General features: G+C 29.7%; 26 protein-coding genes, 1 pseudogene, 1 riboswitch and 1 other annotated feature. Of the genes and pseudogenes, 9 read left to right on the top strand and 18 right to left on the bottom strand.

Annotated elements, in window-relative coordinates; all coding sequences use genetic code 11:
• Positions 1–71: 71 nt before the first annotated feature.
• The 8 genes and pseudogenes from rsmA to CLJU_RS00825 all read right to left on the bottom strand — a co-directional run bounded on the left by rsmA (position 72) and on the right by CLJU_RS00825 (position 8,079).
• Entirely contained in the window at positions 72–914 is an 843-nt protein-coding gene (gene rsmA, locus CLJU_RS00860; protein WP_013236867.1) for a 16S rRNA (adenine(1518)-N(6)/adenine(1519)-N(6))-dimethyltransferase RsmA, read from the bottom strand.
• Complete coding sequence (gene rnmV / locus CLJU_RS00855) at positions 907–1,470, bottom strand: ribonuclease M5 (RefSeq protein ID WP_013236866.1); 564 nt, start codon at positions 1,468–1,470, stop codon at positions 907–909. Before rnmV ends, rsmA begins: the two co-directional genes overlap by 8 nt.
• A 108-nt stretch (positions 1,471–1,578) precedes the next feature.
• A complete protein-coding gene (locus CLJU_RS00850) occupies positions 1,579–2,619 on the bottom strand; it encodes a 3D domain-containing protein (RefSeq protein WP_013236865.1) in 1,041 nt (346 codons plus the stop codon).
• Between the two features lie 325 nt (positions 2,620–2,944).
• Entirely contained in the window at positions 2,945–3,721 is a 777-nt protein-coding gene (locus CLJU_RS00845) for a TatD family hydrolase (RefSeq protein ID WP_013236864.1), read from the bottom strand.
• A gap of 282 nt (positions 3,722–4,003) precedes the next feature.
• Positions 4,004–5,941: pseudogene (metG, locus tag CLJU_RS00840) on the bottom strand (methionine--tRNA ligase); the annotation flags it as partial.
• A gap of 85 nt (positions 5,942–6,026) precedes the next feature.
• Positions 6,027–6,265: a binding site (T-box leader), on the bottom strand.
• Positions 6,266–6,287: 22 nt separating this feature from the next.
• Positions 6,288–6,866, bottom strand: coding sequence for a uracil-DNA glycosylase (locus tag CLJU_RS00835; RefSeq protein ID WP_013236862.1), 579 nt, complete (start codon positions 6,864–6,866; stop codon positions 6,288–6,290).
• A 93-nt stretch (positions 6,867–6,959) separates the two neighbouring features.
• A complete protein-coding gene (locus tag CLJU_RS00830) occupies positions 6,960–7,478 on the bottom strand; it encodes a spore maturation protein (RefSeq protein WP_013236861.1) in 519 nt (172 codons plus the stop codon).
• Positions 7,479–7,503: 25 nt separating this feature from the next.
• Entirely contained in the window at positions 7,504–8,079 is a 576-nt protein-coding gene (locus tag CLJU_RS00825; RefSeq protein ID WP_013236860.1) for a nucleoside recognition domain-containing protein, read from the bottom strand.
• 180 nt (positions 8,080–8,259) lie between these two features.
• On the opposite strand from CLJU_RS00825, the gene CLJU_RS00820 reads away from it, so the two are divergent.
• The gene (locus tag CLJU_RS00820) at positions 8,260–8,502 is read left to right on the top strand and encodes a hypothetical protein (RefSeq protein WP_013236859.1); all 243 of its coding nucleotides are present in this window, start codon (positions 8,260–8,262) and stop codon (positions 8,500–8,502) included.
• Positions 8,503–8,514: 12 nt separating this feature from the next.
• Entirely contained in the window at positions 8,515–8,700 is a 186-nt protein-coding gene (locus tag CLJU_RS00815; protein WP_013236858.1) for a hypothetical protein, read from the top strand.
• 55 nt (positions 8,701–8,755) lie between these two features.
• On the opposite strand, the gene CLJU_RS00810 is transcribed toward CLJU_RS00815, so the two are convergent.
• A complete protein-coding gene (locus CLJU_RS00810; RefSeq protein WP_013236857.1) occupies positions 8,756–10,252 on the bottom strand; it encodes a glucosaminidase domain-containing protein in 1,497 nt (498 codons plus the stop codon).
• 528 nt (positions 10,253–10,780) lie between these two features.
• Between CLJU_RS00810 and CLJU_RS00805 the strand changes: the two genes are divergently transcribed.
• Positions 10,781–11,953: an IS110 family RNA-guided transposase gene (locus CLJU_RS00805; protein WP_013236856.1), complete on the top strand. Its 1,173-nt coding sequence runs from the start codon at positions 10,781–10,783 to the stop codon at positions 11,951–11,953.
• Between the two features lie 178 nt (positions 11,954–12,131).
• On the opposite strand, the gene CLJU_RS00800 is transcribed toward CLJU_RS00805, so the two are convergent.
• The 6 genes from CLJU_RS00800 to CLJU_RS00775 form a co-directional block, all read right to left on the bottom strand.
• Positions 12,132–12,620, bottom strand: a complete 489-nt coding sequence (locus CLJU_RS00800) for a pyridoxamine 5'-phosphate oxidase family protein (protein WP_013236855.1) — start codon at positions 12,618–12,620, stop codon at positions 12,132–12,134.
• Positions 12,621–12,734: 114 nt separating this feature from the next.
• Entirely contained in the window at positions 12,735–13,424 is a 690-nt protein-coding gene (locus tag CLJU_RS00795) for a radical SAM protein (protein WP_041704986.1), read from the bottom strand.
• Positions 13,425–13,524: 100 nt separating this feature from the next.
• Positions 13,525–14,232 (bottom strand): B3/B4 domain-containing protein, encoded by a 708-nt coding sequence (locus CLJU_RS00790; protein WP_013236853.1) that lies wholly within the window; start codon positions 14,230–14,232, stop codon positions 13,525–13,527.
• 109 nt (positions 14,233–14,341) lie between these two features.
• Positions 14,342–14,662, bottom strand: coding sequence for a DMT family transporter (locus CLJU_RS00785; protein ID WP_013236852.1), 321 nt, complete (start codon positions 14,660–14,662; stop codon positions 14,342–14,344).
• A 105-nt stretch (positions 14,663–14,767) separates the two neighbouring features.
• Positions 14,768–14,863, bottom strand: a riboswitch (guanidine-I (ykkC/yxkD leader).
• A 63-nt stretch (positions 14,864–14,926) separates the two neighbouring features.
• Positions 14,927–15,826, bottom strand: coding sequence for a polysaccharide deacetylase family protein (locus tag CLJU_RS00780; RefSeq protein ID WP_041704984.1), 900 nt, complete (start codon positions 15,824–15,826; stop codon positions 14,927–14,929).
• A gap of 170 nt (positions 15,827–15,996) precedes the next feature.
• Positions 15,997–16,950 carry a polysaccharide deacetylase family protein gene (locus tag CLJU_RS00775; RefSeq protein ID WP_013236850.1) on the bottom strand — a complete coding sequence of 318 codons (954 nt, stop codon included), beginning with the start codon at positions 16,948–16,950 and terminating at the stop codon, positions 15,997–15,999.
• Positions 16,951–17,732: 782 nt separating this feature from the next.
• Here CLJU_RS00775 and CLJU_RS22530 point away from each other — a divergent pair.
• Both CLJU_RS22530 and ispF read left to right on the top strand, forming a co-directional pair.
• On the top strand, positions 17,733–17,909 hold the full coding sequence (locus CLJU_RS22530; RefSeq protein WP_013236848.1) for a hypothetical protein: 177 nt from the start codon (positions 17,733–17,735) through the stop codon (positions 17,907–17,909).
• A 69-nt stretch (positions 17,910–17,978) separates the two neighbouring features.
• Entirely contained in the window at positions 17,979–18,458 is a 480-nt protein-coding gene (gene ispF, locus CLJU_RS00770; RefSeq protein ID WP_013236847.1) for a 2-C-methyl-D-erythritol 2,4-cyclodiphosphate synthase, read from the top strand.
• 132 nt (positions 18,459–18,590) lie between these two features.
• Here the strand turns inward: ispF and CLJU_RS00765 are convergent, their stop codons facing one another.
• On the bottom strand, positions 18,591–19,184 hold the full coding sequence (locus tag CLJU_RS00765; protein WP_013236846.1) for a DUF1836 domain-containing protein: 594 nt from the start codon (positions 19,182–19,184) through the stop codon (positions 18,591–18,593).
• 324 nt (positions 19,185–19,508) lie between these two features.
• Between CLJU_RS00765 and CLJU_RS00760 the strand changes: the two genes are divergently transcribed.
• The 3 genes from CLJU_RS00760 to CLJU_RS00750 are packed head-to-tail and all read left to right on the top strand — an operon-like array spanning position 19,509 to position 21,427.
• Entirely contained in the window at positions 19,509–20,099 is a 591-nt protein-coding gene (locus tag CLJU_RS00760) for a hypothetical protein (protein WP_023162529.1), read from the top strand.
• A gap of 15 nt (positions 20,100–20,114) precedes the next feature.
• Positions 20,115–20,765, top strand: coding sequence for a PspA/IM30 family protein (locus tag CLJU_RS00755; RefSeq protein ID WP_013236844.1), 651 nt, complete (start codon positions 20,115–20,117; stop codon positions 20,763–20,765).
• An 8-nt stretch (positions 20,766–20,773) separates the two neighbouring features.
• Positions 20,774–21,427, top strand: a complete 654-nt coding sequence (locus tag CLJU_RS00750) for a hypothetical protein (protein ID WP_013236843.1) — start codon at positions 20,774–20,776, stop codon at positions 21,425–21,427.
• A 199-nt stretch (positions 21,428–21,626) separates the two neighbouring features.
• On the opposite strand, the gene CLJU_RS00745 is transcribed toward CLJU_RS00750, so the two are convergent.
• Positions 21,627–23,018, bottom strand: a complete 1,392-nt coding sequence (locus CLJU_RS00745; RefSeq protein ID WP_035788388.1) for a tRNA nucleotidyltransferase/poly(A) polymerase-related protein — start codon at positions 23,016–23,018, stop codon at positions 21,627–21,629.
• Positions 23,019–23,569: 551 nt separating this feature from the next.
• On the opposite strand from CLJU_RS00745, the gene CLJU_RS00740 reads away from it, so the two are divergent.
• Positions 23,570–23,815, top strand: a complete 246-nt coding sequence (locus tag CLJU_RS00740; RefSeq protein ID WP_013236841.1) for an AbrB/MazE/SpoVT family DNA-binding domain-containing protein — start codon at positions 23,570–23,572, stop codon at positions 23,813–23,815.
• Between the two features lie 192 nt (positions 23,816–24,007).
• On the opposite strand, the gene CLJU_RS00735 is transcribed toward CLJU_RS00740, so the two are convergent.
• Positions 24,008–25,054, bottom strand: coding sequence for a C40 family peptidase (locus tag CLJU_RS00735; RefSeq protein ID WP_013236840.1), 1,047 nt, complete (start codon positions 25,052–25,054; stop codon positions 24,008–24,010).
• Positions 25,055–25,112 lie beyond the last annotated feature (58 nt).

Below are 25,112 nucleotides of genomic sequence, written 5' to 3'. Positions count from 1 at the left end.
TTATAATATATGAGATAACTTTCAAAAAGTGAACAAATAGTTTTAACTTATCTTCAAAAACATGTCGCATTTTAATGTATACATATGTCATATATACAATCAGATAGTCTTCCAAACTCTTCTATAGATAGCGTTTCGCCCCTTCTCTTTTCATCAATTTCAGCTTTTTTAAAAGCAGCTTCCATATCTTCTTTAGGAACTTTTAAGGTCTTTACAGCATTCCAGAGAGTTTTTCTTCTCATATTAAATGAACATCTTACTACCTTAAAAAATAATTTTTTATCTTTCACCTTAACTCTAGGTTCATCAAGTTTGGTTAACTTTATAACTATAGATTCCACTTTGGGCCTTGGAATAAACGATAAAGGACTTACTTTTCTTATTACTTCAACATCGCAATAATATTGCACTAGAATCGAAAGTGCTCCATATTGTTTGCAATTAGGTTCTGATGAGATTCTCTCACCCACTTCTTTTTGTATCATTATAGTAAGAGTTTTAAAATTGTAGTTTTCATTCAGCAGTCGTGTAATAATAGGAGTTGTAACATAGTAAGGTAAATTTGCAACAATTTTCACATTTTTTTCATCATCTATTATTTTATTAAAATCTATTTTAAGCGCATCTTTATGTATCAACTCAAAATTTTTAAAGTCCTTTAGTTCTTCCTTTAAAATTGGAATTAAATCTGAATCCAATTCAATAGCACATACTTTACCTGCTTTTTTTAAAAGTTCTCTTGTTAAAGTTCCCACTCCAGGTCCTATTTCTATAATAAAATCCTCTTTACTTATATCAGCACTATTTACTATGTCATCCAATACTGTATTGTCTATTAAAAAATTTTGCCCTAAACTTTTTGAAAATTTAAATCCATATTTTTTTACTACATCTGCAGTAGATAAATCATTCATTGTACTTCTCCTTGTCTATTATATTATTTACTTTACTTATAGCCTTTTTAAATTCCTCTTTTGTTATTCCATAATCATTTAGTCTATTTAAAAACTGAGAAGTATTACAATATCCTATTCCAAGTTCTTTTCCCATCATATCCCTCTTCGCCTTGGAATTTGATTTTCCTGTCAAACCAAAGAACACCATATCACTTATTTCAAATTCCTCTCTTTTTTCCTTTACCTCATACTTGGCATTTTTTAAAGCCTTTATTATAGTTTCTGGGGAAGCATTTTCAACCCCAATATCTCCATTTTTTATACCATCTTTCTGAGATATATAAGCATGCTTTATTCCCTTTACCCTTTTAGATATAATCTGCCTTATTTTATTTCCTGCAAAATCCGGATCCGTAAGCACTATGACGCCCTGTCTTTTTTGAGCTTCTTTTATTTTATCTATAATTTTTTTATTTATTCCAAAACCCCCTACAGCTATAAGTTGAGCATCAACCGCCCTTTTAACTGCAGTTATATCATCTCTTCCTTCAACCACTATTACTTCCTTAATCATAAATGTCCTCCTATTTTATTAAATCTATTATTATAGATAATAGATACCTTATACTTATACTCGAAAGTATTTTCATAAAATTAAAAGAAAAAATAGGAGCATATGCTCCTACCTAATTACATAAACATTAACCCATCTTACACCCCAGTTGTCTACTTCTGAGCTAGAATCAAAAAATAAATCTAATCTATTTCCCTTGATAGCTCCACCTGTATCTTCTGCTATAGCATAACCATAACCTTCTATATAAAGCTTCGTACCAAGTGGTATTACTCTAGGATCAACTGCTACTGAGCTATAATCTCCATTATTTCTCCTGGCTACAGTGCCAGATGCAGTTATACCAAATGCTGGATCTCCAGGATTCTTACCTGTACTGGCATAATCTGCAGTATATGCAGTTGCCCTCATTTGCAGTGATTCAACATAGTTAAGATTAGTTCCTCTAGACGGAGTATAATTAGTCAATGTTCCTATGGCTATAACTTTTTGTACCGGCTGCTTTTTTATGATTTCGCTAATTACTTTTTTCGAAACCTCTTTACCATTTTGGTATACAACCCTAGTCACAGTCTCCTTCTCTCCATTTTGTCCTTCTTGCACAACCTTTTTAGTTCCATTTTCAACCTGCTCGTCACTTTTCAAAATTGTGTCATAGTTTATAGGTCTGTCCTCTTTTATGTCTTTTGTTTTAACCCTAGTCACTACTACATTCATTCCTTTTTTCAACTCATGCTTCCTGGATGGATATACTATATCAAGTTTTGAAATTCCTATCTTTTCTGCCTTTAACATATCTTCAACATTATCCTCGGCAGACTCTAAATTCAACTTTTTATTGTCAGCTTCTACTTTAACTTTTACTACTCTTTTGATTTTCAACGTGGTGTTATTCTCCACCCTACTGTCTAGACTAGGCTTCACTTTATCCTTAGGCCCTATGCTAATTCCACTATTATCGAGAACTTTTCTATAGGTACTACAAAACGTGGTAATCTTCTTACTTCTTCCATCTACTGAAACAACTATTGTCTTTCTTGTACTAAATATTACTCCGATTAAAACAGATAAAATTACAACTGCAATAATTTCTACTCTAAGGCCAATTGGAAAATATTTTTTCAAGTAAGTCTTAAACTTTTCCACCATAAAAATACCTCCTCTGGGCGAGAGCGACATACTCCATTATAAATGGAACCCAAAATCATGTCAAATATCACTCTGCATTAAGACTGTTATAAAATGTTAAATGCAGCCTTGTGCATAAAACTATAAATAAAATAATTATTTATGATTCCGATATTATACTTCATGAGTAAATAACTCGCATTAAATCTACTAATTAGAGTTCCCTACTCAACTTACAGTCTATGCTATTTTTTGGTGGTTTAAAGTGCCTATTATATAAATTATGCTGTTAAATGTTTTTTTATTACTAAAAATAGATTTAATAAAACCTCTCTTTAATTTTACACTATTTTACCATATTAAGCAACTGTTTCATGTTAAAAATTGTTAATTGGCTTATTTTACTATCCTCTACGCCTTTGATTTCAGCTATTTTAGCTATAATAAATTTTATATATTCAGATCTATTTCTCTTTCCTCTAAAAGGAACCGGAGCCATATAGGGACAATCTGTCTCAACTAAAATTCTATCAAAGGGTACTTCCCTTGCAACTTCAACAGCTTTCTTTGCATTTTTGAAAGTTACTACCCCTGTAAATCCTATGTAATATCCTAATTTTAAAAATTCCCTTGCAATTTCAACACTTCCAGAAAAACAATGTATTTCTCCAATAACATTCTTAAACTGTTTTACTATATTTAAAGTATCTTCATGAGCTTCCCTATCGTGTATAATTACTGGTAATTTTAATTCATCCGCTAATTTCATCTGCTTTATAAATACAGCTTTTTGTACTTCTTTCGGAGGATTTTCTTTGTAATAATAGTCAAGCCCTATCTCCCCAATTGCCTTTACTTTTTTATTTTTAGCTAAAATTTTTAATTCTTCTAATATATCATCAGTAAATATGTCTGAATATTCAGGATGCACTCCTACTGCTGCATAAAACATATCATGTTTATCCGCTAATTTAACAGATGCTCTAGCTCCTTCAATAGAAGACCCACAATTTAATACTCCAACTATATTGTTTTTTTTCAACTCTTCTATTACTTTGTCCCTATCTTCGTCAAATTCTTCATCATCATAATGCGCATGGGCATCAAATATGTTCAGTTCCATATGATTTTCTCCTAACCTAATTTTAAATTCTTTCGCAGTTTAAAAAAATTGCAAAGCAATTTTTTTAAAGAACAAAGTTCAAAGTTCAAATATCAAATAAGGATAATTTTCTTTCTAACATCAGAAAATATTTAAATTATAGATTTCCTGAGGTACGAGGGAAATTATCTTTATCTGTTCTTTGCTATTTGAACTTTGTTATTTTCAAAAGCTTTGCTTTGCAACTTTTTATATTAAATCAAAATTTCTTATGTTCCAAAGTTGAATTACATAAAATTCACATTACCTTACTGTGCTTCCACTTGGGATTTCATCAGAAAGTGATAGTATGGATAATTTACTATCATCATCTGAAGCTGCAGATAATATCATTCCTTCTGAAATTTCGCCTTTCAATTTTACAGGTTTTAAATTCGCTACAAATACTACATATTTGCCCACAAGCTCTTCTGGCTTATAATACTTTGCAATTCCTGAAACTACCTGCCTCTGTTCCTTTCCCATTTGAAGTTGAAATTTAAGTAGTTTATTGGATCCTTTTATGTTTTCACATTTTAAAACTTTAGCAACTCTTAAATCTATTTTATCAAAATCATCTATAGTTATTTGTTTTTTTAAAGATTTTTCATTGGAATTCTGTGCTGCTTTTTTTTCTTCTTTTAATTTATTTAACTCCTCTATTTTTTTATCTACATCTATTCTAGGAAATAATAGTTCTCCCTTGCTTATCTTTGTTCCAGCCTTGGTTCCATTAAAAGAAGTTATACTATCCCAGGAAACAACGTTTGTATTAAGTTGTTTATACATTTTAGCACTTGTTTCAGGTAAATATGGAGAAACACATATAGATATTATTCTAAGTGACTCTAAAAGATTGTAAAGCACTGTTCCAAGCCTATCTTTTTTAGACTCATCTTTAGCTAATATCCATGGTGTAGTTTCATCTATATATTTATTTGATCTAGTTATAAGATCCCATATATTATCTAAAGCTTCTGGTATTCTTAAATCATTCATATTCTTTTCTACTTTTTCAGGAGTTTCTAATGCTAACTTTATAAGTTCATCATCAATTTGCTCTTTTTTTGTTGGTTCTTGTACTACTCCATCAAAATATTTTTCAACCATAGCACAAGTTCTAGATAACAAGTTTCCCAAATCATTAGCTAAATCTGCATTAATTCTTTTTATAAATATTTCATTATTAAACAATCCATCTGAACCAAATGGTATTTCTCTCAATAGATAATATCTAACAGCATCTGCACCAAAATTATCTACTAAAACTACAGGATCTACTACATTTCCCTTCGACTTTGACATTTTTCCCCCATCTACCAAAAGCCATCCATGTCCGAATACCTTTTTAGGAACAGGAAGTCCCAATGCCATAAGCATTATAGGCCAATAAATCGTATGAAATCTCAGTATGTCTTTACCAACTAGATGTACATCTGCCGGCCAATACTTATTATACAATTCTTCATTTTTACTGCCATATCCAAGAGCTGTTATATAATTTGCAAGAGCATCTATCCAAACATATATCACGTGTTTTTCATCAAAAGTTACAGGTATTCCCCAATTAAAAGATGTCCTAGAAACACACAAATCCTGGAGTCCAGGCCTTAAGAAGTTATTTAACATTTCATTTTTTCTAGATTCAGGCTGTATAAAGTCAGGATGATCCTCAATATACTTTATAAGTTTAGGCGCATATTTTGACATTTTAAAGAAATATGCTTCTTCTTTAGTTTTTTCTACTGGCCTTCCACAATCAGGACACTTACCGTCTGCTGCTTGGGTTTCTGTCCAAAAGGATTCACAAGGTGTACAATATAACCCTTCATAACTTCCCTTATATATATCACCTTGATCATACAATTTCTTAAATATTTTTTGAACTGCCTTAACATGGTAGTCCTCTGTAGTTCGTATAAACTTGTCATAGCTTATATTCATCATATCCCACAACTTTTTAATTCCAGCCACTATTTCGTCTACATATTCTATAGGAGTAACACCCTTTGCTTCAGCTAACCTCTGAATCTTCTGTCCATGTTCATCTGTTCCTGTCAAAAGCATAACATCATAACCTGTAAGCCTTTTAAATCTTGCAAGAGCATCTGCTGCTACAGTAGTATAGGTGTTTCCTATATGAAGTTTTGCAGATGGATAATAAATTGGCGTAGTAATATAATAAGTTTTCTTGGTCATGTTTTTCTCTCCCTTTTTCTTCTAGTTTTATTGTATTTCTAATTATTTTTTCATATAAAAAAACCCCCATATGGAAAAATTTTTTCCACATAGAGGCGTAAATTACGCTTTACCACTCTACTTTACTTTTACTTCACAATAAAAGCATCATTAAGTAACTATTCATTACCTTGTAATGTAACGGTTACTACCGTACCACTCTACTATTATTTCAAGCGATATACTCTAGAGCCATATTCATAAATTTCATTGCATTCGGCTCTCACCAAAATCTGCCGACTCTCTTTGTGCAAACTAATTTACTACTCTTTCCTTCACAGTATTTAACAATATAATATGTCATATAATTTTATGTGTCAACATTTTTTGTTTGAAAAATTTCTTCATTTTTCTCTTTTATACTTTTTAAATCTTCCCAAAATGCAGCTTTTTTATTCGCATCTCTCAAAACTGCTGAAGGATGAAAAGTTGCAGTCATATAAAAGCCTTTTCTTTCAATCCACTTTCCCCTATCTCTTGTAATTCTCCATTCCTTTCCCAATATACATCCCATGGCAGTTGCACCAAGACAAACTATTATTTTGGGCCTTACAAGTGCTACTTGATTTCTTAAATAAGGAATACAAGCTTTTTCTTCTTCTTCATAAGGTGTCCTATTGTTCTTGGGTCTGCACTTGCAAATATTACATATGTAGTAATCTCTTTCTCTATGTAAATCCAGAGCAAGAAGAGCTTTCGTCAAAAGCTGACCTGCCCTACCTACAAAAGGTATTCCCGTTCTATCCTCATCTGCTCCTGGTGCTTCTCCTATAAACATGATATGTGCCTTAGGATTTCCATCTCCAAAAACCATATTAGTTCTGTTATCTCCTAAACTACATTTAGAACAACTTAAACATTCTTCATAGAGCTCTTTCCACCTTAACAACTTAACTCACATCCCGAATAATTATGAATTATACTATATATTATACAACTAATTATTATAAGGTAAAATATAAAATTTCATACCAATTTTCAATTAAAACATAATTCTAGTTACTATAACTGCTGTGATTATTGCAGTTATATCTGCCATTACTGCTGCCCAGAGGGTATGCCTTATTTTTTTTATACCAACCGCTCCAAAATAAACTGTAAGAGTATAAAATATGGTTTCCGTAGAACCCATAATTATAGAAGAAATTCTACCTATGTAACTATCTGGTCCAAATTTGCTTAAAGTTTCAGCAAATATTCCAAGAGCTCCACTGCCTGATAATGGCTTTACAAGCACAAGAGGTACTACTTCAGGAGGAAGCCCTATAAATTTTACTACAGGCTTTACAAATCCTATAAAGTAATCTAAAGCTTTAGATTCTCTAAAAACTCCTACTGCTATTATCATAGCTAGTAGGTACGGAAATATCTTAATACATATATCTATCCCTTCCTTGGCTCCTTCTACAAAACATTCATATACTCTAACTTTTTTCATTTGACCATAGGTAACCATAAATATAATAATTATTGGTATTATAGCTTTTATTATGTACTTCACACTACTCTACTCCTTTTAAATAAAGTTAAAAATACCTCTGGAGAATTTTACAACATACTACTCCTACTACTGCAGATATAGTAGTTGTAATTATGGCTGGTATTATTGTTTCTGCAGGATTTTTAGATCCCATTGCCGCTCTTATGGATATAACTGTAGTTGGAACAAGCTGTATGCAAGCTGCATTTAAAACTAAAAAAAGCGCCATATCATCACTTGCTTCTTCTTTCTTTTTATTGAGATTACTAAGCTGATCCATAGCTTTTATTCCAAAAGGAGTGGCTGCATTAGATAATCCCATCATATTAGCAGTTAAGTTCATAACTATTGGTCCTATAGCTCTTTCATCTTTAGAGGCATCCTTAAACAAAACTTTCAAAATGGGTCTCATTAAACTTGCTATTTTATTCATAAGGCCACTTTTCTCTGCTATTTTCATTACTCCACACCAGAGACACATTATTCCCAAAAGACTTATCATAAGTTTTACTGAAGCATCTGAAGAAGCTATAATAGACTTAGACACTGCCTCTCCCCTTCCAGATAATATTCCAAACCCTATTCCAAAAGCTAAAATAAAAAACCATATAATGTTTATCACAATATAACCACTCCCCCTATAATCCAAAATATACAAATATTTATCATATAACTAATATATGATAATAAGAATATAAAATTACCTATAAGCAGATGGATTTTATAGAGATGAAATCATTGAAAATCCCCTTTAATAGTGTTACCATTTATGTTGTGATAATTTTTAAATTGGAGGTTAATAATGACCATTAGAGATATAATGAAATATATAGAAAGTGAATATCTAGTTATAAATGATACTCCCTGTGAAATATGTGGAGGAGAATATTTAGCTGAAAATTCAAATGTATCCATAGTTGATGGTATCCCCTACGATATTTGTAATTGTGTATGTTCAGAATGCGGCCATGAAAAAACTTTTCAATTTTGTGCACCATTTGTAGAAGATGAAGATTTATCAAAAATAAAAAATATATTAAATTAAGGAGAATTATTAATGAAAGAAAACACTTTAAATTTGGCTCAACGAGATATCGACGAAGCTCTGTCAGTTATTGAAAGTTTGGAAAAGGCCATAGTAAGCGACAGCTCACAGAATCAGGTATTGAAAGACAAATTTCATCTTCTTTACGACAAAGTAAACGAATTGGAAAATATACTAAAAAGTGAAGGAATTATTTAAATAAAAAAACACTATCTAATCATCATTGATTTTGATAGTGTTTTTACTATATTTATTACTTATATTTAGGTATTTCAAATTCTAATGTTAAATTAGAACCTGCTGTTATATCCTGCATTTCCTTTATTATATTTGGTATTTGTTTATATGCCCAAGATATATCTGTAGCATACTCATGCTGTCCGGGATTTCCAGGATCCCACCTCATTTTATAAAGAGTGTTTTGATTTGTTGATGGATTGTTTATATACCACTTTCCTATCCACTGTGCTCCACCTGAAATAGCACTCTCTACAGTAGTCCATCCATTCTCATATGCAGTTTTAGTCCCATTTAAAACAGCATTATCGTCTGTAGCATTTATTCCAAAGAAATTATATACAGGTACTCCATAAATATAATTTCCATTGCTATCCGTTGCTCCACCATTTGCAAGCTTAGAAGTACCATTTCCTGTTTCAAGCATAGCATGTGAAACTAAATAAGCTACGCTTATATTATTATTTTTAGCTGCATCTAAAAATGCTTGTCCTTTTCCATCAAAGATTCCTTTTCCTTTTAGAAAATTATTTAGGCTATCTGCTGTAACGCCATCAGCATATGTAAGCTTTAAAAATTGATATTTACCATAACTGTCAAGAAAATTATTAGGATCCGCATAATATTTTATCTGATTTTTAGTTGCAGCATTGTCCATTACATTAGCTGCTACAAATACAGGTGTACTATCTGAATTTAATTGCGTATTTACCATATCATCTAAAGATATATCATAGTTTGCATATTCATTTGACCCAGCATCTATACTATCCACACATCTAAAGTAATCTACAAAATAATTATCATACTCTGTATTTCCATCTTTATGGGCTCCAGTAGCTCCTGTCCTTTTCACATAAATTACCGCTTTGTATTTTTGACCGTTAGTACCTGCACTCAACGTTTTTAAAGCTGTTATTTTTCCGCTATCCTCGCTAGTGTATCCATTTGTAAGTTCAGTATAATTTCCATCCTTGTCATTTTGTCCATTTACAAAAATTCTGTACTGTACATCTGATGAGCTATCACATTGTATAAAAAACCCTTGTTTCTCAGATGACAAAAGTGGTTCATATTCAAATTTATTGGAAGTTATCTTAGGAAGATCTGTATAACTTGTCCCATCTGAATATTTATTACTTGTAGTAAACTGCATACTTAAAGGGTTGGACAAATTTTTTCCTGAAACTGATTTTAATCCTTCCCCTATAACAAGATTATATTTTTCACTTGGATCATATCCTGATACCTTAGGACTTACCAATACAGTACTTGGATCATTTCCCAAAGTTACTGCCACAGGAACCTGAACATTATTTTTATCAGTAACTTGTATATTAGTACTATTTACAGTACTTGGCTCCAAATTGCTGCTGAATTTAACAGTCCACTCTTTATTGGTGTCAATATTTATCCTAGGAGATCCCAGCGAAGAATCTGCAGATACCTTAAATTGAAAAGCCACTAGTGCAAAAGCTGCTGTTATTATAAGTGTCTTTACATTCTTATTCAATTTTTACCCCCCAAAATATCTTAATTATAATTATCCTATTACTTGAACGTATTACCCTAGATAAAAGTCTTTACTTATTGGCATTTTCGTAATTACTATTTGTAAGTCGTCTTTTAAATTCATTCATTCCATATCTTTCACTTACATATACTCTGTGCAAAGTATATATTCCTTGGTCTTTATTAGCCCACCCCCCTAGTATGATAAACATGTAAACATTAAATAATAGTTTTCCTGCCTAAAACTTTAATCTATATAACATCTTTATAGTTCTAAAGTTCATTTATATAACTATTGTTTAATAACTCATCTTTTGAGACAATATTCTCGTATAGATAGAGGTTTACGCTCACCCCCATGAGGCTTTTTGACCTCGGAGCAGAGACTGCTGCCTCTTCTTTGCGAGATGTTGCGTATGAGCTGGATGTCAATTGTATTTTTACAATTTTTCGTATATCGAACTAGGCTGTAACTTGCATAGATGAGAGGATTCTATCTAAATAATCTTTTAAATGAAGGTGACTTTTTATGTATATTGTTGGTGTTGATATTGGTAAGAATAATCATGAAGCTACTATTATTGATGATACTGGCTCCATAATCGGCAAATCTATAAAGTTTGCTAATTCCCATAGCGGTGGAAATAAATTAATTGAACATATAAAAAAATATACTGGCAATTCTAAAGTTATATTTGGACTTGAAGCTACGGGGCATTATTGGCTGTCATTATATTCATTTTTACTAACAAAGGGATATGAGATAAACGTTATTAATCCTATTCAATCAGATAGTTTTAGAAATTTGTATATTCGTAAAACTAAAAACGATACGAAAGATTCTTTTATAATTGCTGAAGTTATTAGATTTGGTAAATTTACTAATACAAAACTTTGTGATGATAAACTTCTTGCTCTAAGACAGCTTTGCAGATATAAACTTTCTTTAACTACTGAAATTTCTGAACTTAAATGCAGAATAATTACAGTACTTGACCAAATTTTCCCTGAATATGATAAACTATTTTCTGATATTTGGGGTGCAAGTTCTAAAGCTGTTCTCGAAAAATGCCAAACTCCAGAAGGAATATTAGAATTGGATATAAATGATTTAACTAAACTATTGAAAACAAAAAGTAAGGGAAGACTTGGTTTTAATAAGGCTGATGAGATTCAAAATGCAGCTAAAAATACCTTTGGCATTAAGATAGCTAAAAAAGCTTTTAAATTTCAAATAAAACAACTTATTAGTCAAATACTATTCCTTGAAAAACAAATGAAATCTCTAGATTCAGAAATTGAGTTTTATTATAGTAAATTTGACTGCCATCTAACAACTATTCCTGGAATTGGTTCCGTAACTGCTGCTATTATTCTTAGTGAAATTGGTGATATTAAACGTTTTAAAAACTCTTCTAGTCTTGTAGCTTATGCTGGCATTGATCCTACTGTTAAGCAATCAGGACAATTTCTATCTAATAACAATAAAATGTCCAAAAGAGGTTCACCGTATCTTAGACGTGCCTTATTTTTATCTGCTTCAACATGTGTCTTACATGACAGTCCTCTTAATGAATATTATAATAAAAAACGAAGTGAGGGTAAACATCACTTAGTTGCAATAGGAGCTACAGCTAATAAATTAACACGCATTGTTTTTGCTGTTATGAGAGATAACAAGGATTATGTCCCTATTAACTAAGCAATATTATAACTAGACTAATAGTTTTATGTAAAATTTTAACTATTAATTATTTTAATAGTTTATTTGCTTTGCTCAAAATACTTTCTTATTATTCGTTTTTAATCTTCATATAAAATAAAAAAGGCATAACTCTGCCTTTTTATTAGTAAACAAAATAAGAATAATACGAACTGGTTTATTTATTACTATTAACAATTTCTATAGCTGCCTTACCTGTCATATGTTCGATTTTGACTTCAATTAAACATACTCTATTCCATTCTCTTTCAATTTCTTGCTGCCCTTCTTTAATATAGTCAGGTGAATATTTTTCAACTAAACTTTCAATGGCATATCTCCTATCGGAATCGTTTGTAAGAATCCTTGCTCTGCCAAATATGGAAACACTCCGAAAATGGGTAGTAAAAGTTTTTTGTATTACTTCGTCTTTTTCTATAACACAAAATGTCACTTTATCATTCCTTTTAATGCTGTCAATCTTATGCCCTTGTTTTGCACCATGCATAAATAGTTTGCCGTCTTTAAAAACATAACTTATTGGAACGGTATATGGATAATCATCGTCACCAATTACACCTAAGACGCCAGATGTACATAACTTTAGAATTTCAATTGTCTCTTCTTTGGATAATAATTGTTTTTTTCTTCTCATATCTCTAAACATAATTACACCTCTAATTCTTTCGCTATTTTATTTCTTATCATTTACTGCAATTCTTGATTAAATATTACAATTTACACTTACGACGTTTTATAAAAATATAATATATTAGCATTACTAAATATTTAATAATGTACTTGAAATTTCCTCAAATCGTTCATCATTTATACCAAGTTTTTTCTTAAATTTTTCATCTTCCATTCTTGCTACAATTATTTTGTCAGGAGATATTGCTTTAATAATATTTTTTATCTTCTCAATTGATTCTTCATCATCGTTATAGCCTTTAATGATAGTAATTTCAAATATAAATTTTCCTTTGTATTGTTTATTAAAAGAAACCATGTTTGAAATATATTCTGCTAATGTATATCCTTCAATAGGTCTTTGAACTTTTTGAAAGCCTTCTTCTGTTATTATTTTTATTTCTCCAACAACCTCATCACATTTATTAGCAATTTTCATATATTCATCTCTACCTAGTAAATATCCATTAGAAAGTAGTCTTACAGGCAAACCTTTGTCTTTGATAAAGTCAATAATATCACCAATTTTATCATTTACTAAGGCTTCTCCTTTTGAGTTAATAAAAACTAATTCTGCTTTTGTACTTTCTATCCTGTTTCCAAGTTCAATCAATGAGCTGTCTATTTCATCAAATGACATTTTTGTATCTACCTTATTTTTCGACCTTCCAATAGGACAAAATATGCAATCAAAATTACAATACTTTTCTGGAAGTACATTAATCTCCAGTACCCTTCTTCCATCTTCCATATAAATATCTTTATAACTAAAACCACTCATTACCTTTTTTTCTCCTTTCGTATAACCATGGGACAAGCAATCCTGACCGCTTTCGCTCACGAGTTACTCGTTAAAGGTCATTTAGACCTTTAACCTCAAATTAATCTATTAATACTTCTTTATTGTTAATATCAAGAATTGAAATCTTGCACGTTCCACCTAAATTATCCTGTACTATTTTTGCTAAATCTTTTAAAGCATTCTCAAAATCTTTAACTCTTCTCTCATCAACTAATTCAATGCACAAAAAAGCATTCCTTGTATTTTCAGTGAGCATTGTTCTTACTGATTCACGCCAATTAAAACATCTGCAAATTGCTCCTTCGTTATCTTTATATACTATTTCACCTTCATATGGTAGTGCACTCTCATCTGTTCCTAATGTAATAAAGCTTTCATCTCCAACTGCCTTAGTCAATCTTATATCACCAGCAAATTTATCCATATCCTCTCCACCACAAGGCAATGCATATGTTAAAGAAATAGAATTGTAAATATCAACTAGCGGATTAATAGTTCCTATATGAGTTCCTTTATCAACTCGTTTTAACAATGCTTCAATAGATGATCTTGCACCTTTCTTTGTTTTAAACTTTTGGAAGGCTTCTCTCCATACTTTTATGACTTCATTGCTGCTGAATTCTACATTCTCCAAATATTTTAATGCTTCCTTTTCTGACTTACTAATCATATTCTTGTATTGATCTTCATCTTTTATAAAGTTATCTATGCCATGACAAACTATAATTCCTATCCTTGCACCTGGAAACAGACTCCAAAAATCATCTTCAATAACAAACTTTTTCATTAAAATTCCTCCTTCATATTAAAGCTAAATAACTGCATATTTTCTTCTTATCACTTTTCTTTAATTAAAATTATATTTATTTTTGTTATTTATAAGCTATATACAATTATTAGTCTATTGATATTAATTTTAAACCAACGATTCCAAGAACTATAAATACAATACAACTCATACGCATTACATTAATTGGTTCTTTAAATAAAATAACACCTAACACTACAGTGCCAACAGTTCCTATCCCTGTCCAAATTGCATATGCATTGCCTAATGGTAATCTTTTTAAAGACAATGATAAAAAATAGAAGCTTGCAATCATTCCTATAACAGTTAGGATGCTAGGTAATATTTTTGTAAATCCCTGCGAGTACTTCAGCCCTATTGCCCAGCTTATTTCGAAAAAACCTGCTATAACTAAATAAATCCATTCCATAAACTTTACCTCCCTAAATTTTATTAATTAAGATTAGTATAGTAATATTTCATGGCTTATTTAAAAGAAAATAAAACAAAAAGCCTAAGGAAATATTACAAAAATATCTCCCAGGCTTTTATCCTTCCGTGTACACAATTAAATGTGCGCTTCCTCTCGGACCAGCCAGTTACAAACTGCGGAACCCTAGAAAACTCAAATATATAAACTTTTTTATAATTTATAAGTTACAACTTATAAATCTAATTTAGCATAGTAGTGGGTTTAAATCAAGTTAATATTTTTAATTCGCAAAATCTTACTCTTGCGAATTAAAGTATTTATATATTTTAAACATATTACAAATTTTTTTATAAAATCTATTGACTTCTCATAGCTGGTCTCTGCTGTAGTAAAAGCCATGCTATATCCTTCTGCCTTTAAAGCTTTTATAGCATTTTCATTCCATTTGCCATAAGGATATGCAATATACTTTACTTTTTTATTAAGAAGTTTTTCTAAGAATTCCTTTGAATCTTTTAAAGTCTGTATTTGTTTGTCATAAGTTAACCTATCCAGCTTATCATGATTTACGGTGTGGCTTTCAATATCCATACCATAACTATCCATCTGCTTCAACTCACTAGAAGTTAAAAAATCTTTCTCATTATTTATACTACTTGTAATCATAAACACGGTAGCCTTAAATCCAAACTCCTTTAAAACAGGAAAAGCATTTTCATAGTTATCCTTATATCCGTCATCAAGAGTTATCACTACAGATTTATTAGGTACTGGTTTATTATAAGCTAAAAAATTATAAAGTTCATTTAAAGTAAGGGTGGTATATCCATTATCCTTTAAATACTTCATCTGTTCTCTAAATCTTTCCTTTGGCACCCTTAATTCATTTCCCTTTTCATAATCTATGGAATGATAATATAAAATAGGAATAGATTGAGAGTTATATTTTATATTTTTCCCTGTAAATTCTCTATCCTTAACGTGTTCTACCTTTTTTATATTTGTTTGATTTTTTTTATCAGACTTTACATTTGATTTATTATCGACCTTTTTTTGGTCATTTGAAGATACAAGTTTATTTTTGTAAACACTATGTGCGCCAATTATAAAGAAAATCAATAAAACTAGAGCAATTAAACCTTTTATATTTTTATTTTTCATATTATCGCTTCTTTCCAACCTAACCTGGATGGTACCCTCACTTTTCTCATTAGTTATATAGATTACAAATTTTCCAGTAAATAAAGTAGGCTTTTTCCTAAATTTATTATATCAAACAATCATATACATAAAAAGTTTAATTTCAAAAGTCTATAAGCTGATTTTTTGCTTTAAGCTATTGTTTTAAATTCATATCCCTGATCTTTTAGATATTCGATAATCTGAGGTAATGCTCTAGCTGTTTCTTCTTTACCATAAGTATCATGCATAAGTATAACAACTTTTTGTTGTGAACCCACACTTCTTTTTACGTGTTCTAAAAGCTGATCTGCATTTTTTCTTCTTCCTTCTGCATCAAAATCATAGGCATTCCAATCTATGCTGTACATACCTTTTTCCTTTAGTCTTGCATTAAATTCATTTAAATTAGGATCGTGATAGTATGCCCTTGACATATAACCTCCTGGAAGTCTTAGTACTCTAGTATTAAAGTCTTGTCCAACAATATTTCTTATAGCTGTATTATCCTGTTCAACTTCTGCCATAACAGTACCTACATCAAGTCTATTCCCAGGATACAACTTTCTCATGCTGTGTGTATAAGTATGATTTCCAATAGCATGTCCCTCTTTTAGTATTTCTTTTACTAGTTCCTTACTTTTTTCATTTTTTTCTACATTTTCTCCTAGCAGACAAAAAGTTGCTTTCACATTATAATTTTTCAAAGTATTCAATATTATTGGTGTCACAGTAGTAGAAGGTCCATCATCAAAAGTTAGAAATGCTATCTTCTTTCCATCATTTGGAGCTTTATTGTCCAATATATCTTTTACTTTTTGTGCATCATAAGTATATTTCATTCCATCTTCAGATACATTATGTCTAATGTTTTTGTTCTTATCTGAATCTTGTTTATTACTACTTTTCACATTACTTTTAGATGTCTTTTTCTCACTAACTTCACTCCCAGCTTTTTTATCAGCAGATATTACCTTATTAGTTTTTGATTTATTCCCATGAAAATAATTATATCCTTCATAGGACAAGCCAAAGACTACAATTAATCCAAGTAACATCAATCCACCATTTTTTAAAATCTTACTAAAGTTGTTCCTTGTTGTCATTATATATTATCTCCCATCCACTTTTATTAAATTAAACTCCGCATAAAAATCCTTTCTCTAACATATTAAAACATGTATCTTCATTTTTGTTAAGCAAAATATTAACAAAGTGTAAATTATTTTAGCTTTCGTTACATTTATAAGACCTATTGTACGTTTGATTCGAAATAAAAACTATATTCAACATTATCCACAACATTATTACATATTTTGTGGATAACATGTTATTTTTAAATAATATAAGTTATCTTTTTCCTCTAATTTTCTATCTAGGATAAAATTTAAAATATAATACAAGTATCTTATTACTGCTATATTAAAAAAATACCTCCGAATAATAGCCATAGGTACTGCATATCTAATAATATGATAAATACTACTAGTTGTTGACTTTTCCACATTATCCACAGATAATATGTTAATAAGTTGTGTTATTAACGTATTATCTATAAAACAAAATTTGTTTACATGTTATTTTTATATCATTTATCCACATTATCCACAATTTTGTGGACAATATGTGGATAACATATTATTTAGTAACAAATTTAACCCTATATCCATATAATATTATTAACCACATAGTCACAAAGCTCATAAAACACAACTAACATTTTCCAATACAAAACAATATACCTTTTTATCTCAAAAATTAAGGGGATTACCTGTCCCCTTAATTTTATAATTGCAATTGATTAAATATTTTTGGTAATTTTCTTAACATATTTTTAAACTTATGTTATTATTATAGTAAGATCTTTTTATGGAAGGTGAGGTTATTTATGAAAGATAACGTTATCAAGGTAGATTTTTCAAGAAATAGGAAAAAAGATCCATTTTCACTTCTATTACTAATAAAGAAAACTTATAAAAAATTCTTTTACTCTATGTTTAAATCCTATAAAACAAAAGATAAAAATAATAAAAATATAATTCGAAGTTTTAAAGATATATCTTAAGGTGCCATTAAGTGCACCTTTTTATTATGTGTGTTAAAATATAATAAAAATATCTAGGAGGAATTAAATGTGAAAATCGGGCTTGGTTATGATGTCCATAAATTAGTTTATAATAGACCTCTTATTTTAGGAGGCGTAAATATCCCTTTTGAAAAAGGTCTTATGGGACATTCAGATGCAGATGTACTTCTTCATGCAATAATGGATAGTCTCCTTGGAGCCTTGTGTCTAGGTGATATCGGCAAGCATTTCCCTGATAATGATAATAAATATAAGAACATATGTAGTCTTAAATTGCTGTCACATGTATCAGCTTTGATTAATGAAAAAGGATATACTATAGGGAACATAGATTCTATTATAATAGCCGAAAAGCCTAAACTTTCTTCATACATACAAGATATGAGGGTAAATATAGCTAAAACTCTAAATGTAACTACAGCCGTAATAAGTGTAAAAGCCACTACAGAGGAAGGTCTTGGCTTTACCGGCAAAGGAGAAGGCATAGCCGCTCAAAGCATCTGTTTGTTAACAGCTAATTCAAAATAAGCTGCCCATAAACAGGGTGCATGGGAGTGCTATATCAGGTAGTCATCGGATAAAAAATAACTTACCTAAATTTAATTTGATAAATCTAGGTAAGTTGCATGAAGTATCACGATAAACTCATTTTTATCCCTTCTACTTTCCTTCATAGTTATTTACTATATTTTGAACTAGTTTCTTAATTGCACTCGCCTGGCAAATTAAAGACATTACCACAAAAAAGATACCTATCCTCTCTTCATCATCAGATTTTAAGTCCATATCCTTTACCATGTCTTGAAATTTTTGTTCATTAAAATGTTCTTTACTCATCAAATCATCAAGGCTATTGTTATGCAAATCTGAAAATATCTTATAGGCTTTTTCCCAAGATATTATATCATCTTCTCCATCGTTTATCTCATTAAAGGCAAGTCTAAAAACCTTTTTTATTTCCTCTGTGGTTAATATAGGTCTCATATAACTTAATAAAATAAGCTGTGTCAAATGAACTTTTGTATATCCCCTTTTTTTCCCATCTTCGGGTTTAGATATGACTTCATTTTTAATATAATTTTGTACTATATTATTTGTGTATTTTTCACCCTGAAACTTATCATTTAGATAGTCTGTAACTTGAGATAAAAATAAATCATACCTTGGCAAATCCTCATAAGGTACTATAGTATTATCTGATATATTCTTAGCAATTTTGTTTATATATTCCATGCCAAATTTGTGTTCTTTCATTATTTACAACCTCCAAAATAACAGTTATTTTAACCTTAAAAAACCATATTAATATTATATGTTATATATATATTCTTTACAAACTAACTATTTATTAAATCCACGGGAATTTGTTACATTTTCTATATATATCATGATAAACCATAATAAATCCTATTAAACCGTCTTAAATTGCCTAAAATAAGTTAATCTAATACTTGTTATAAGTTATATAATACTGTATAATGCTCTCATACTTAATGTTATAAAAATTTAATAATATTAATATCCACTAGCTATAAATATTATGTTACCATATAAGAAAAGATTATTTTCTTTAAGGGGGTGGCTAAAGTTAAGTTAAATAAAAAACTTTTTATTATATCATTAGTGATGGCTTTTTTGTTCTTATCAGTAGATTTGTTTACACCACAGGGAAATATCTTAAACATAAATAACAATACTGCATATGCAAGAAGCTCTGGTGGATTTAAATCAAGTGGATTTTCACACAGCACAAGTAGTTTTTCACATAGTAGTAGTTCCAAATCTTCTGGTGGTAGTTTTAAATCGGGTAGCTTTTCTTCCCCTAATTCTACCTATAAACAAAAAAATAGCAGTAATAGTTCTGGAGGAGATTTTAAGTCAGGCAGTTTTTCTAATACACCTAATTCTTCTTCAAAATCTAGTAATCAAAATACTAACCAAAATAATTCTGGCTCCGGTCAAAATTATAGCAGTAGAAGTCATAGGTCCTTTTTTCCTATACCTATACCCATCCCTATACCCTGGGGACACAGCTCTAGCTATTATGGATATGGTGGAGGTCATAGTCTTTTAGCAAACTTCTTTTGGGGCTTTGTTAAATTTGTAATATTAATTTTAATATTACTATTTATTATAAGAAAGATAAAAAAATTTAAAAATAGAAAATAATGAGGAGGATTTTTTATGGGAGTATTAAAAAGAGTATCAAATATTTTTAGGGCAAAAGTAAACAATACTTTAGATGATATTGAAAACCCTATTGAATTACTTGATCAAAAACTAAGGGATATGGATGACAGCCTAAACAAAGCTAAATTATCATCAGCACAAATACTAGGTAATGTTCATGAAATTGAAAAGAAAATGGAAGAATCAAAAAGAGTATCTACTGAATTTGATGAAAAAGTAAAACTTGCAATGAGTAAAGGAAATGAAGAATTAGCTAAAAAGGCTCTAGCTAGGAAATTAGAAGCTGATAAAAGTTACAGTTCTTTAGAAGCCAGTTACAAAGATGCTTGCCAAAAAGCTGAAGCAGTTAAAAGTAAGTTAAAAGAACTAGAAGAAGAAATACACAAAACTAGAGTATATAGAGATGAGGCTGCAGCAAGATTTAATAATGCAGAAGCCTCTAAAAAAGTAAATGAAATACTATCTAATGTAGAAACAGGAAGCAATAAAATAAATATTGATGACATCGAAAGAAAAATTCAAAAGAAAGAATCTTTGGCTGAAGGCCTTGGAGATTTAAGAGAAGAAGATTCTTTAGAAAAAGAATTTAAAAAATTAGATGAAGTTGACCTTGATAAAGAATTGGAAAAATATAAACAAAATTAGGTGATATCATGAGTAAAGCTGACCAGTTCTTAAAATGTGAAAAAGATAAGTACGGCAAAATATTTGTAGCTATAAATTATGCTATAGATAACATTTCTCCTTTTTTAGATAAAGATATTTTAAATAGGAGAAAATATGTATCCAAAATATCAACCTTAAAAAAATATATAGATTTAATTGAAGCTGCACAAGGTGAACTTGATACAGGAGGCTTTTTAAACAAGCTAAAAAGTGATAAATATATTTCTTTACTAGAAGATTATAAAAATGATAATTTAGAATCTTTATTCCAACTTGAGAAATGCAGCACCTGTCAATGCCTTAACTGTACTTCAGATTGTAAATTTGACAGTTGCCTTGGATGTAAAAGTGGTTCTAAAATCGTAAATTGTGATAAAAAGAAAATAAACATTACAAGGCATGATAGCTTTTCTTTAAATCTTACTAACGATAAAACTGGTGAAAGTGATAGGTATACAGTACTAGCCGTTCTTCAAGATGTACAATTAGACAGAAAGTATATAATAATAGAAAATACCTTATCTAAAGAAAAATTTATTCTGTATTATTATCCTGGGATTTCAGAAGACAGTTATGGAGAAATTTCCGATGCAGAAGAATTTGACTTTATAGTCTCAACTTTTCAAAGTATAGAAGAATAAACGAATTTTCAGACACTTGTCCACAGAAATCATGAACTTATCAACATTTTCTGTGGATAAGTTATAAATATTGATATTAATACAACACTTCTAATCAAATTTCAACTTTTATATATTAGCATAAACAAAATTCTAATTTATCAATTCATAGTGTCATAAGCAAGAACTTATCCACAATGTGGATAAGTTCTTGCTTAGTTTAAATATAATTGTTATTTATCTTAACTCTTAAATAATTTAATGCTTCTTCTCTAGTTTGTATTTTTCCTAAATATCTAAGTCTTATCACATCTTCAAGAGCATTTTTTACCTCAGGCCCTGATATATTTAAAATCTGAATAACATCATTTCCATTTAAAATCTTATTCTCGTTTATACTGCAGTATAATTCATACTCTTTTAGCATATCTTCAATAAACATTTTAAATCTAACTTTCTCATTTTCAACATCCAAAAGCATTCTTGTAGCATAGTTATCACAATATGCAGCAGTTAGTATTTCTATTATATATCCATCATATTTTGAAAAAAACTTATAAAAATCATTCTTCTTATCTTTAGAATTTTGTTTAAAAATCTTTAGCGGATACATATGGCCCTCTACTATATTCTCTATATAGCTTTCTGCTTTTTTTGGGAATTTCATGTTCCTACAGAAATTCCTAGCTATAGCAGCTCCTTTCATTTCATGTCCCCAAAAACTTACTTTGTCTCCGTCCTTTCTATAAGCCTCATATTTACCAATATCATGCAAAAAGCAAGCTAAAGACATATACTCTCTCAACTTAAAGTCACCTATTTTATCTTGAAACACATGTAAATTTAATCCCTTAACACTTACCTTACCATTTAAGATATCCTTAAATACACAATAAGTTAAATTCATATGAGTAAATACGTCTTCTATATGATATGCACATTTTCCTATAGTTTTTAATTCTTCTATATAAGGTATAATATTTTTTAGTATTCCATAGTTATCTAAAACTTCAAAAGCCTTTCCATAATCATCCCTTTCCAATATAAGCATAAATTCTTTAAAGACTCTTTCCATAGGCATATCCATTATTTTGTAACATAATTTTTCAATGCATTTTTCCGTATCTAAATTAAAATGCATTCCATAAGATATACAAAATCTAATACCTCTAAGTATCCTGATGGGATCATTTTCTAAGCTCATATCCGTTACACTTTTAATTATTCTATTATCAATAGATCTTCTTCCATAAAAGGGATCAATAACTTTAACTTTATCTCCACTAAGTTTTATAGCTATAGCGTTCATAGTAAAATCTCTTTTCTTCAAATCCTCCTCAATAGAATCCCCCTCCATGAGAGATATATCTATCGAATTATTTCCTAGCATACATCTATATATACCTATTTCCTGCTTTATAGGGAAAAATTTATATTGTCTATTTTCGAGTTCCTCCATAAATTTTTCAATATTTCCGTTAAATATAAAATCTATATCCTTTGGTTGAGCTGTTATACTAATTAATCTATCTCTTATATACCCACCAACTAAATAAACTTCTCCTCCTACTTTACTTATTACTTCTCTTGTGCTTTTAATAAAGTCTTTCACATAATCCAAATTAATCACCTACTTACTTATTATTTTATCACATAGAAATACTCTATTTCTATAAATAAAATTTCCTTTTTTTAAAATTATCAACATTATGTGTCTAAATTACAGATATATTTTTGCAAAACTAATTCCCATACAACCTGCTCTACTTCTATTTATTAAATCATACATCTCTTATTTTAATATAAATACTCTCTTATATCCATATAGATTATCAATATTAAATTTCTTATCGAAAATTTCGACTTTAAATATTTAATTATCCATTTAGTTACTATTTTATAAAAAATATTTTTTCAAATTTCCTGATTTTGTACTTAATTTTAATATTAATTTCTTACATTTAAATCCTTGTTTATCATATATTATAAACTTTTATTAATATTGTTATTGACTTTTGAATATTATGGTAGTATATTAACTTTAGATGGAATTTGATTAGAAATTTGTAAAATGTTTTATGAAATTATATTGACTTTTAATGTAATTTTTGCTATTATCTAATTATAGTCGTGTCGAATTATGGAATTAGAGGAGGAAAATCAATGAAATCAACAGGTGTTGTAAGAAGAGTAGACGAGCTAGGAAGAATTGTCATTCCTATAGAATTGAGGAGAACTTTAGACATTGCTGAAAAAGATGCCTTAGAAATATATGTAGATGGTGAACAAATTATATTAAAGAAGTATGAGCCTGCATGTATCTTCTGCGGTGACGCAAGAGACGTTGTAAATTATAGAGGTAAGAACATCTGCAAAAGTTGTTTAAATGAATTAAAAGAAGGCAAATAATTATTATTTAAAAGACCTGCATTATAATTATAATGTAGGTCTTTTTTCTATATTCAACTTATAAATGAATATTACGTTAAGATAGCCATTGAACAATTTAAGGTAAAAAAAACATAGCTAAATTTCCTAAATACAAAATGGATTTAACTATGTATGTATATTTAAATTTAAAAATAATATGTCATTAAATTATTATCTAACTCTTCTTCCACCCGTAAAATCTGATCTATTGTCCAAAGATGCTATTTTAACTACATCTCCTGTTTTAGGTGCATTAATAAACTGTCCACCACCTACATATATTCCTACATGATACGCTGGAGAACCAAAGAAAACCAAATCTCCTGGCTGAAGTTCATCTCTTGACACAGCTGTACCTACCGTTTGCTGTTCCTGCGAAGTTCTTGGCAAATCAATTCCAAAATGGGCATATACATATTGAACCAATCCTGAACAATCAAATCCTGAAGGAGATGTTCCTCCCCATACATATGGAACTCCTAAAAAGTTAGAAGCATATGCTACTACTGCATCAGATGATGCTATAGAACTTCCGCCTCTTGAAGCACTTTGTTGAACATTACTTGCAGCTGAAGCAACTGCTTTTAGAGTTGCTTGATTAGCAACTTCTAAAGACTTTTCTTGTGCATCTAAGGATGCTATTACATTTTTTGCACTTTCTTTATCACTATTAAGCTTGGCCAACTTTTTTTCATTTTCTGACTTTAGTGCCAATAGCTTATTATTTTCATTATTTAATTTTTCTTTTCCATTAGCTAATTGCTCTTTTTTATCTTTTAAATTTCCTATAACATTCTTATCAAAACCCATTACTTTTTTAACATTATCTACCCTAGATATAAAATCATTTAAATTATCTGCATTCAATATTACTCCCAGGTAACTACTTATGCCATTTATGTACATAGCCTTTACTCTTTGATTGAACACTTGCTGCTGATTTTCCATATTTTTTTGGGCGGAATCTATATTAGCTTGAGTTTGTTTTATATTATTAGAAATTGAGGCAATACTCTTCTTATTATTTTCTAAGTCATTCATAGTCTGTGTTATCTGGTTGTCCATTTTTTCAGCTTTAACTTCCAATTCCTGCTTTTGTTGTTTAACCTGCTCTAATGAAGTCGATGAACTTGATGCACTTGGCGCGGCTAAAACATTTGCCCCTGTTGACAATGCCAAAGTTAACGCAATTGCAACAGATAAGGTTCTTTTATTCAAAACTTTTCTACCTCCTCGTAAAATATTTAATAGCTTACAAATTTGAACTTCTCATAAC

Origin of the sequence: Clostridium ljungdahlii DSM 13528 (assembly GCF_000143685.1) — a bacterium.
Lineage (GTDB): Bacteria > Bacillota > Clostridia > Clostridiales > Clostridiaceae > Clostridium_B > Clostridium_B ljungdahlii.
This window is presented reverse-complemented; position numbering and strand designations above follow the sequence as displayed.

Bases quoted from the DNA above. Each gene is read 5' to 3' on its own strand.
- rsmA (WP_013236867.1), bottom strand. From the start codon at position 914: ATGAATGATTTATCTACTGCAGATGTAGTAAAAAAATATGGATTTAAA.
- rnmV (WP_013236866.1), bottom strand. From the start codon at position 1,470: ATGATTAAGGAAGTAATAGTGGTTGAAGGAAGAGATGATATAACTGCA.
- CLJU_RS00850 (WP_013236865.1), bottom strand. From the start codon at position 2,619: ATGGTGGAAAAGTTTAAGACTTACTTGAAAAAATATTTTCCAATTGGC.
- CLJU_RS00845 (WP_013236864.1), bottom strand. From the start codon at position 3,721: ATGGAACTGAACATATTTGATGCCCATGCGCATTATGATGATGAAGAA.
- CLJU_RS00820 (WP_013236859.1), top strand. From the start codon at position 8,260: ATGACCATTAGAGATATAATGAAATATATAGAAAGTGAATATCTAGTT.
- CLJU_RS00815 (WP_013236858.1), top strand. From the start codon at position 8,515: ATGAAAGAAAACACTTTAAATTTGGCTCAACGAGATATCGACGAAGCT.
- CLJU_RS00805 (WP_013236856.1), top strand. From the start codon at position 10,781: ATGTATATTGTTGGTGTTGATATTGGTAAGAATAATCATGAAGCTACT.
- CLJU_RS00800 (WP_013236855.1), bottom strand. From the start codon at position 12,620: ATGTTTAGAGATATGAGAAGAAAAAAACAATTATTATCCAAAGAAGAG.
- CLJU_RS00795 (WP_041704986.1), bottom strand. From the start codon at position 13,424: ATGAGTGGTTTTAGTTATAAAGATATTTATATGGAAGATGGAAGAAGG.
- CLJU_RS00790 (WP_013236853.1), bottom strand. From the start codon at position 14,232: ATGAAAAAGTTTGTTATTGAAGATGATTTTTGGAGTCTGTTTCCAGGT.
- CLJU_RS00785 (WP_013236852.1), bottom strand. From the start codon at position 14,662: ATGGAATGGATTTATTTAGTTATAGCAGGTTTTTTCGAAATAAGCTGG.
- CLJU_RS00780 (WP_041704984.1), bottom strand. From the start codon at position 15,826: ATGAAAAATAAAAATATAAAAGGTTTAATTGCTCTAGTTTTATTGATT.
- CLJU_RS00775 (WP_013236850.1), bottom strand. From the start codon at position 16,950: ATGACAACAAGGAACAACTTTAGTAAGATTTTAAAAAATGGTGGATTG.
- CLJU_RS22530 (WP_013236848.1), top strand. From the start codon at position 17,733: ATGAAAGATAACGTTATCAAGGTAGATTTTTCAAGAAATAGGAAAAAA.
- CLJU_RS00765 (WP_013236846.1), bottom strand. From the start codon at position 19,184: ATGAAAGAACACAAATTTGGCATGGAATATATAAACAAAATTGCTAAG.
- CLJU_RS00755 (WP_013236844.1), top strand. From the start codon at position 20,115: ATGGGAGTATTAAAAAGAGTATCAAATATTTTTAGGGCAAAAGTAAAC.
- CLJU_RS00750 (WP_013236843.1), top strand. From the start codon at position 20,774: ATGAGTAAAGCTGACCAGTTCTTAAAATGTGAAAAAGATAAGTACGGC.
- CLJU_RS00740 (WP_013236841.1), top strand. From the start codon at position 23,570: ATGAAATCAACAGGTGTTGTAAGAAGAGTAGACGAGCTAGGAAGAATT.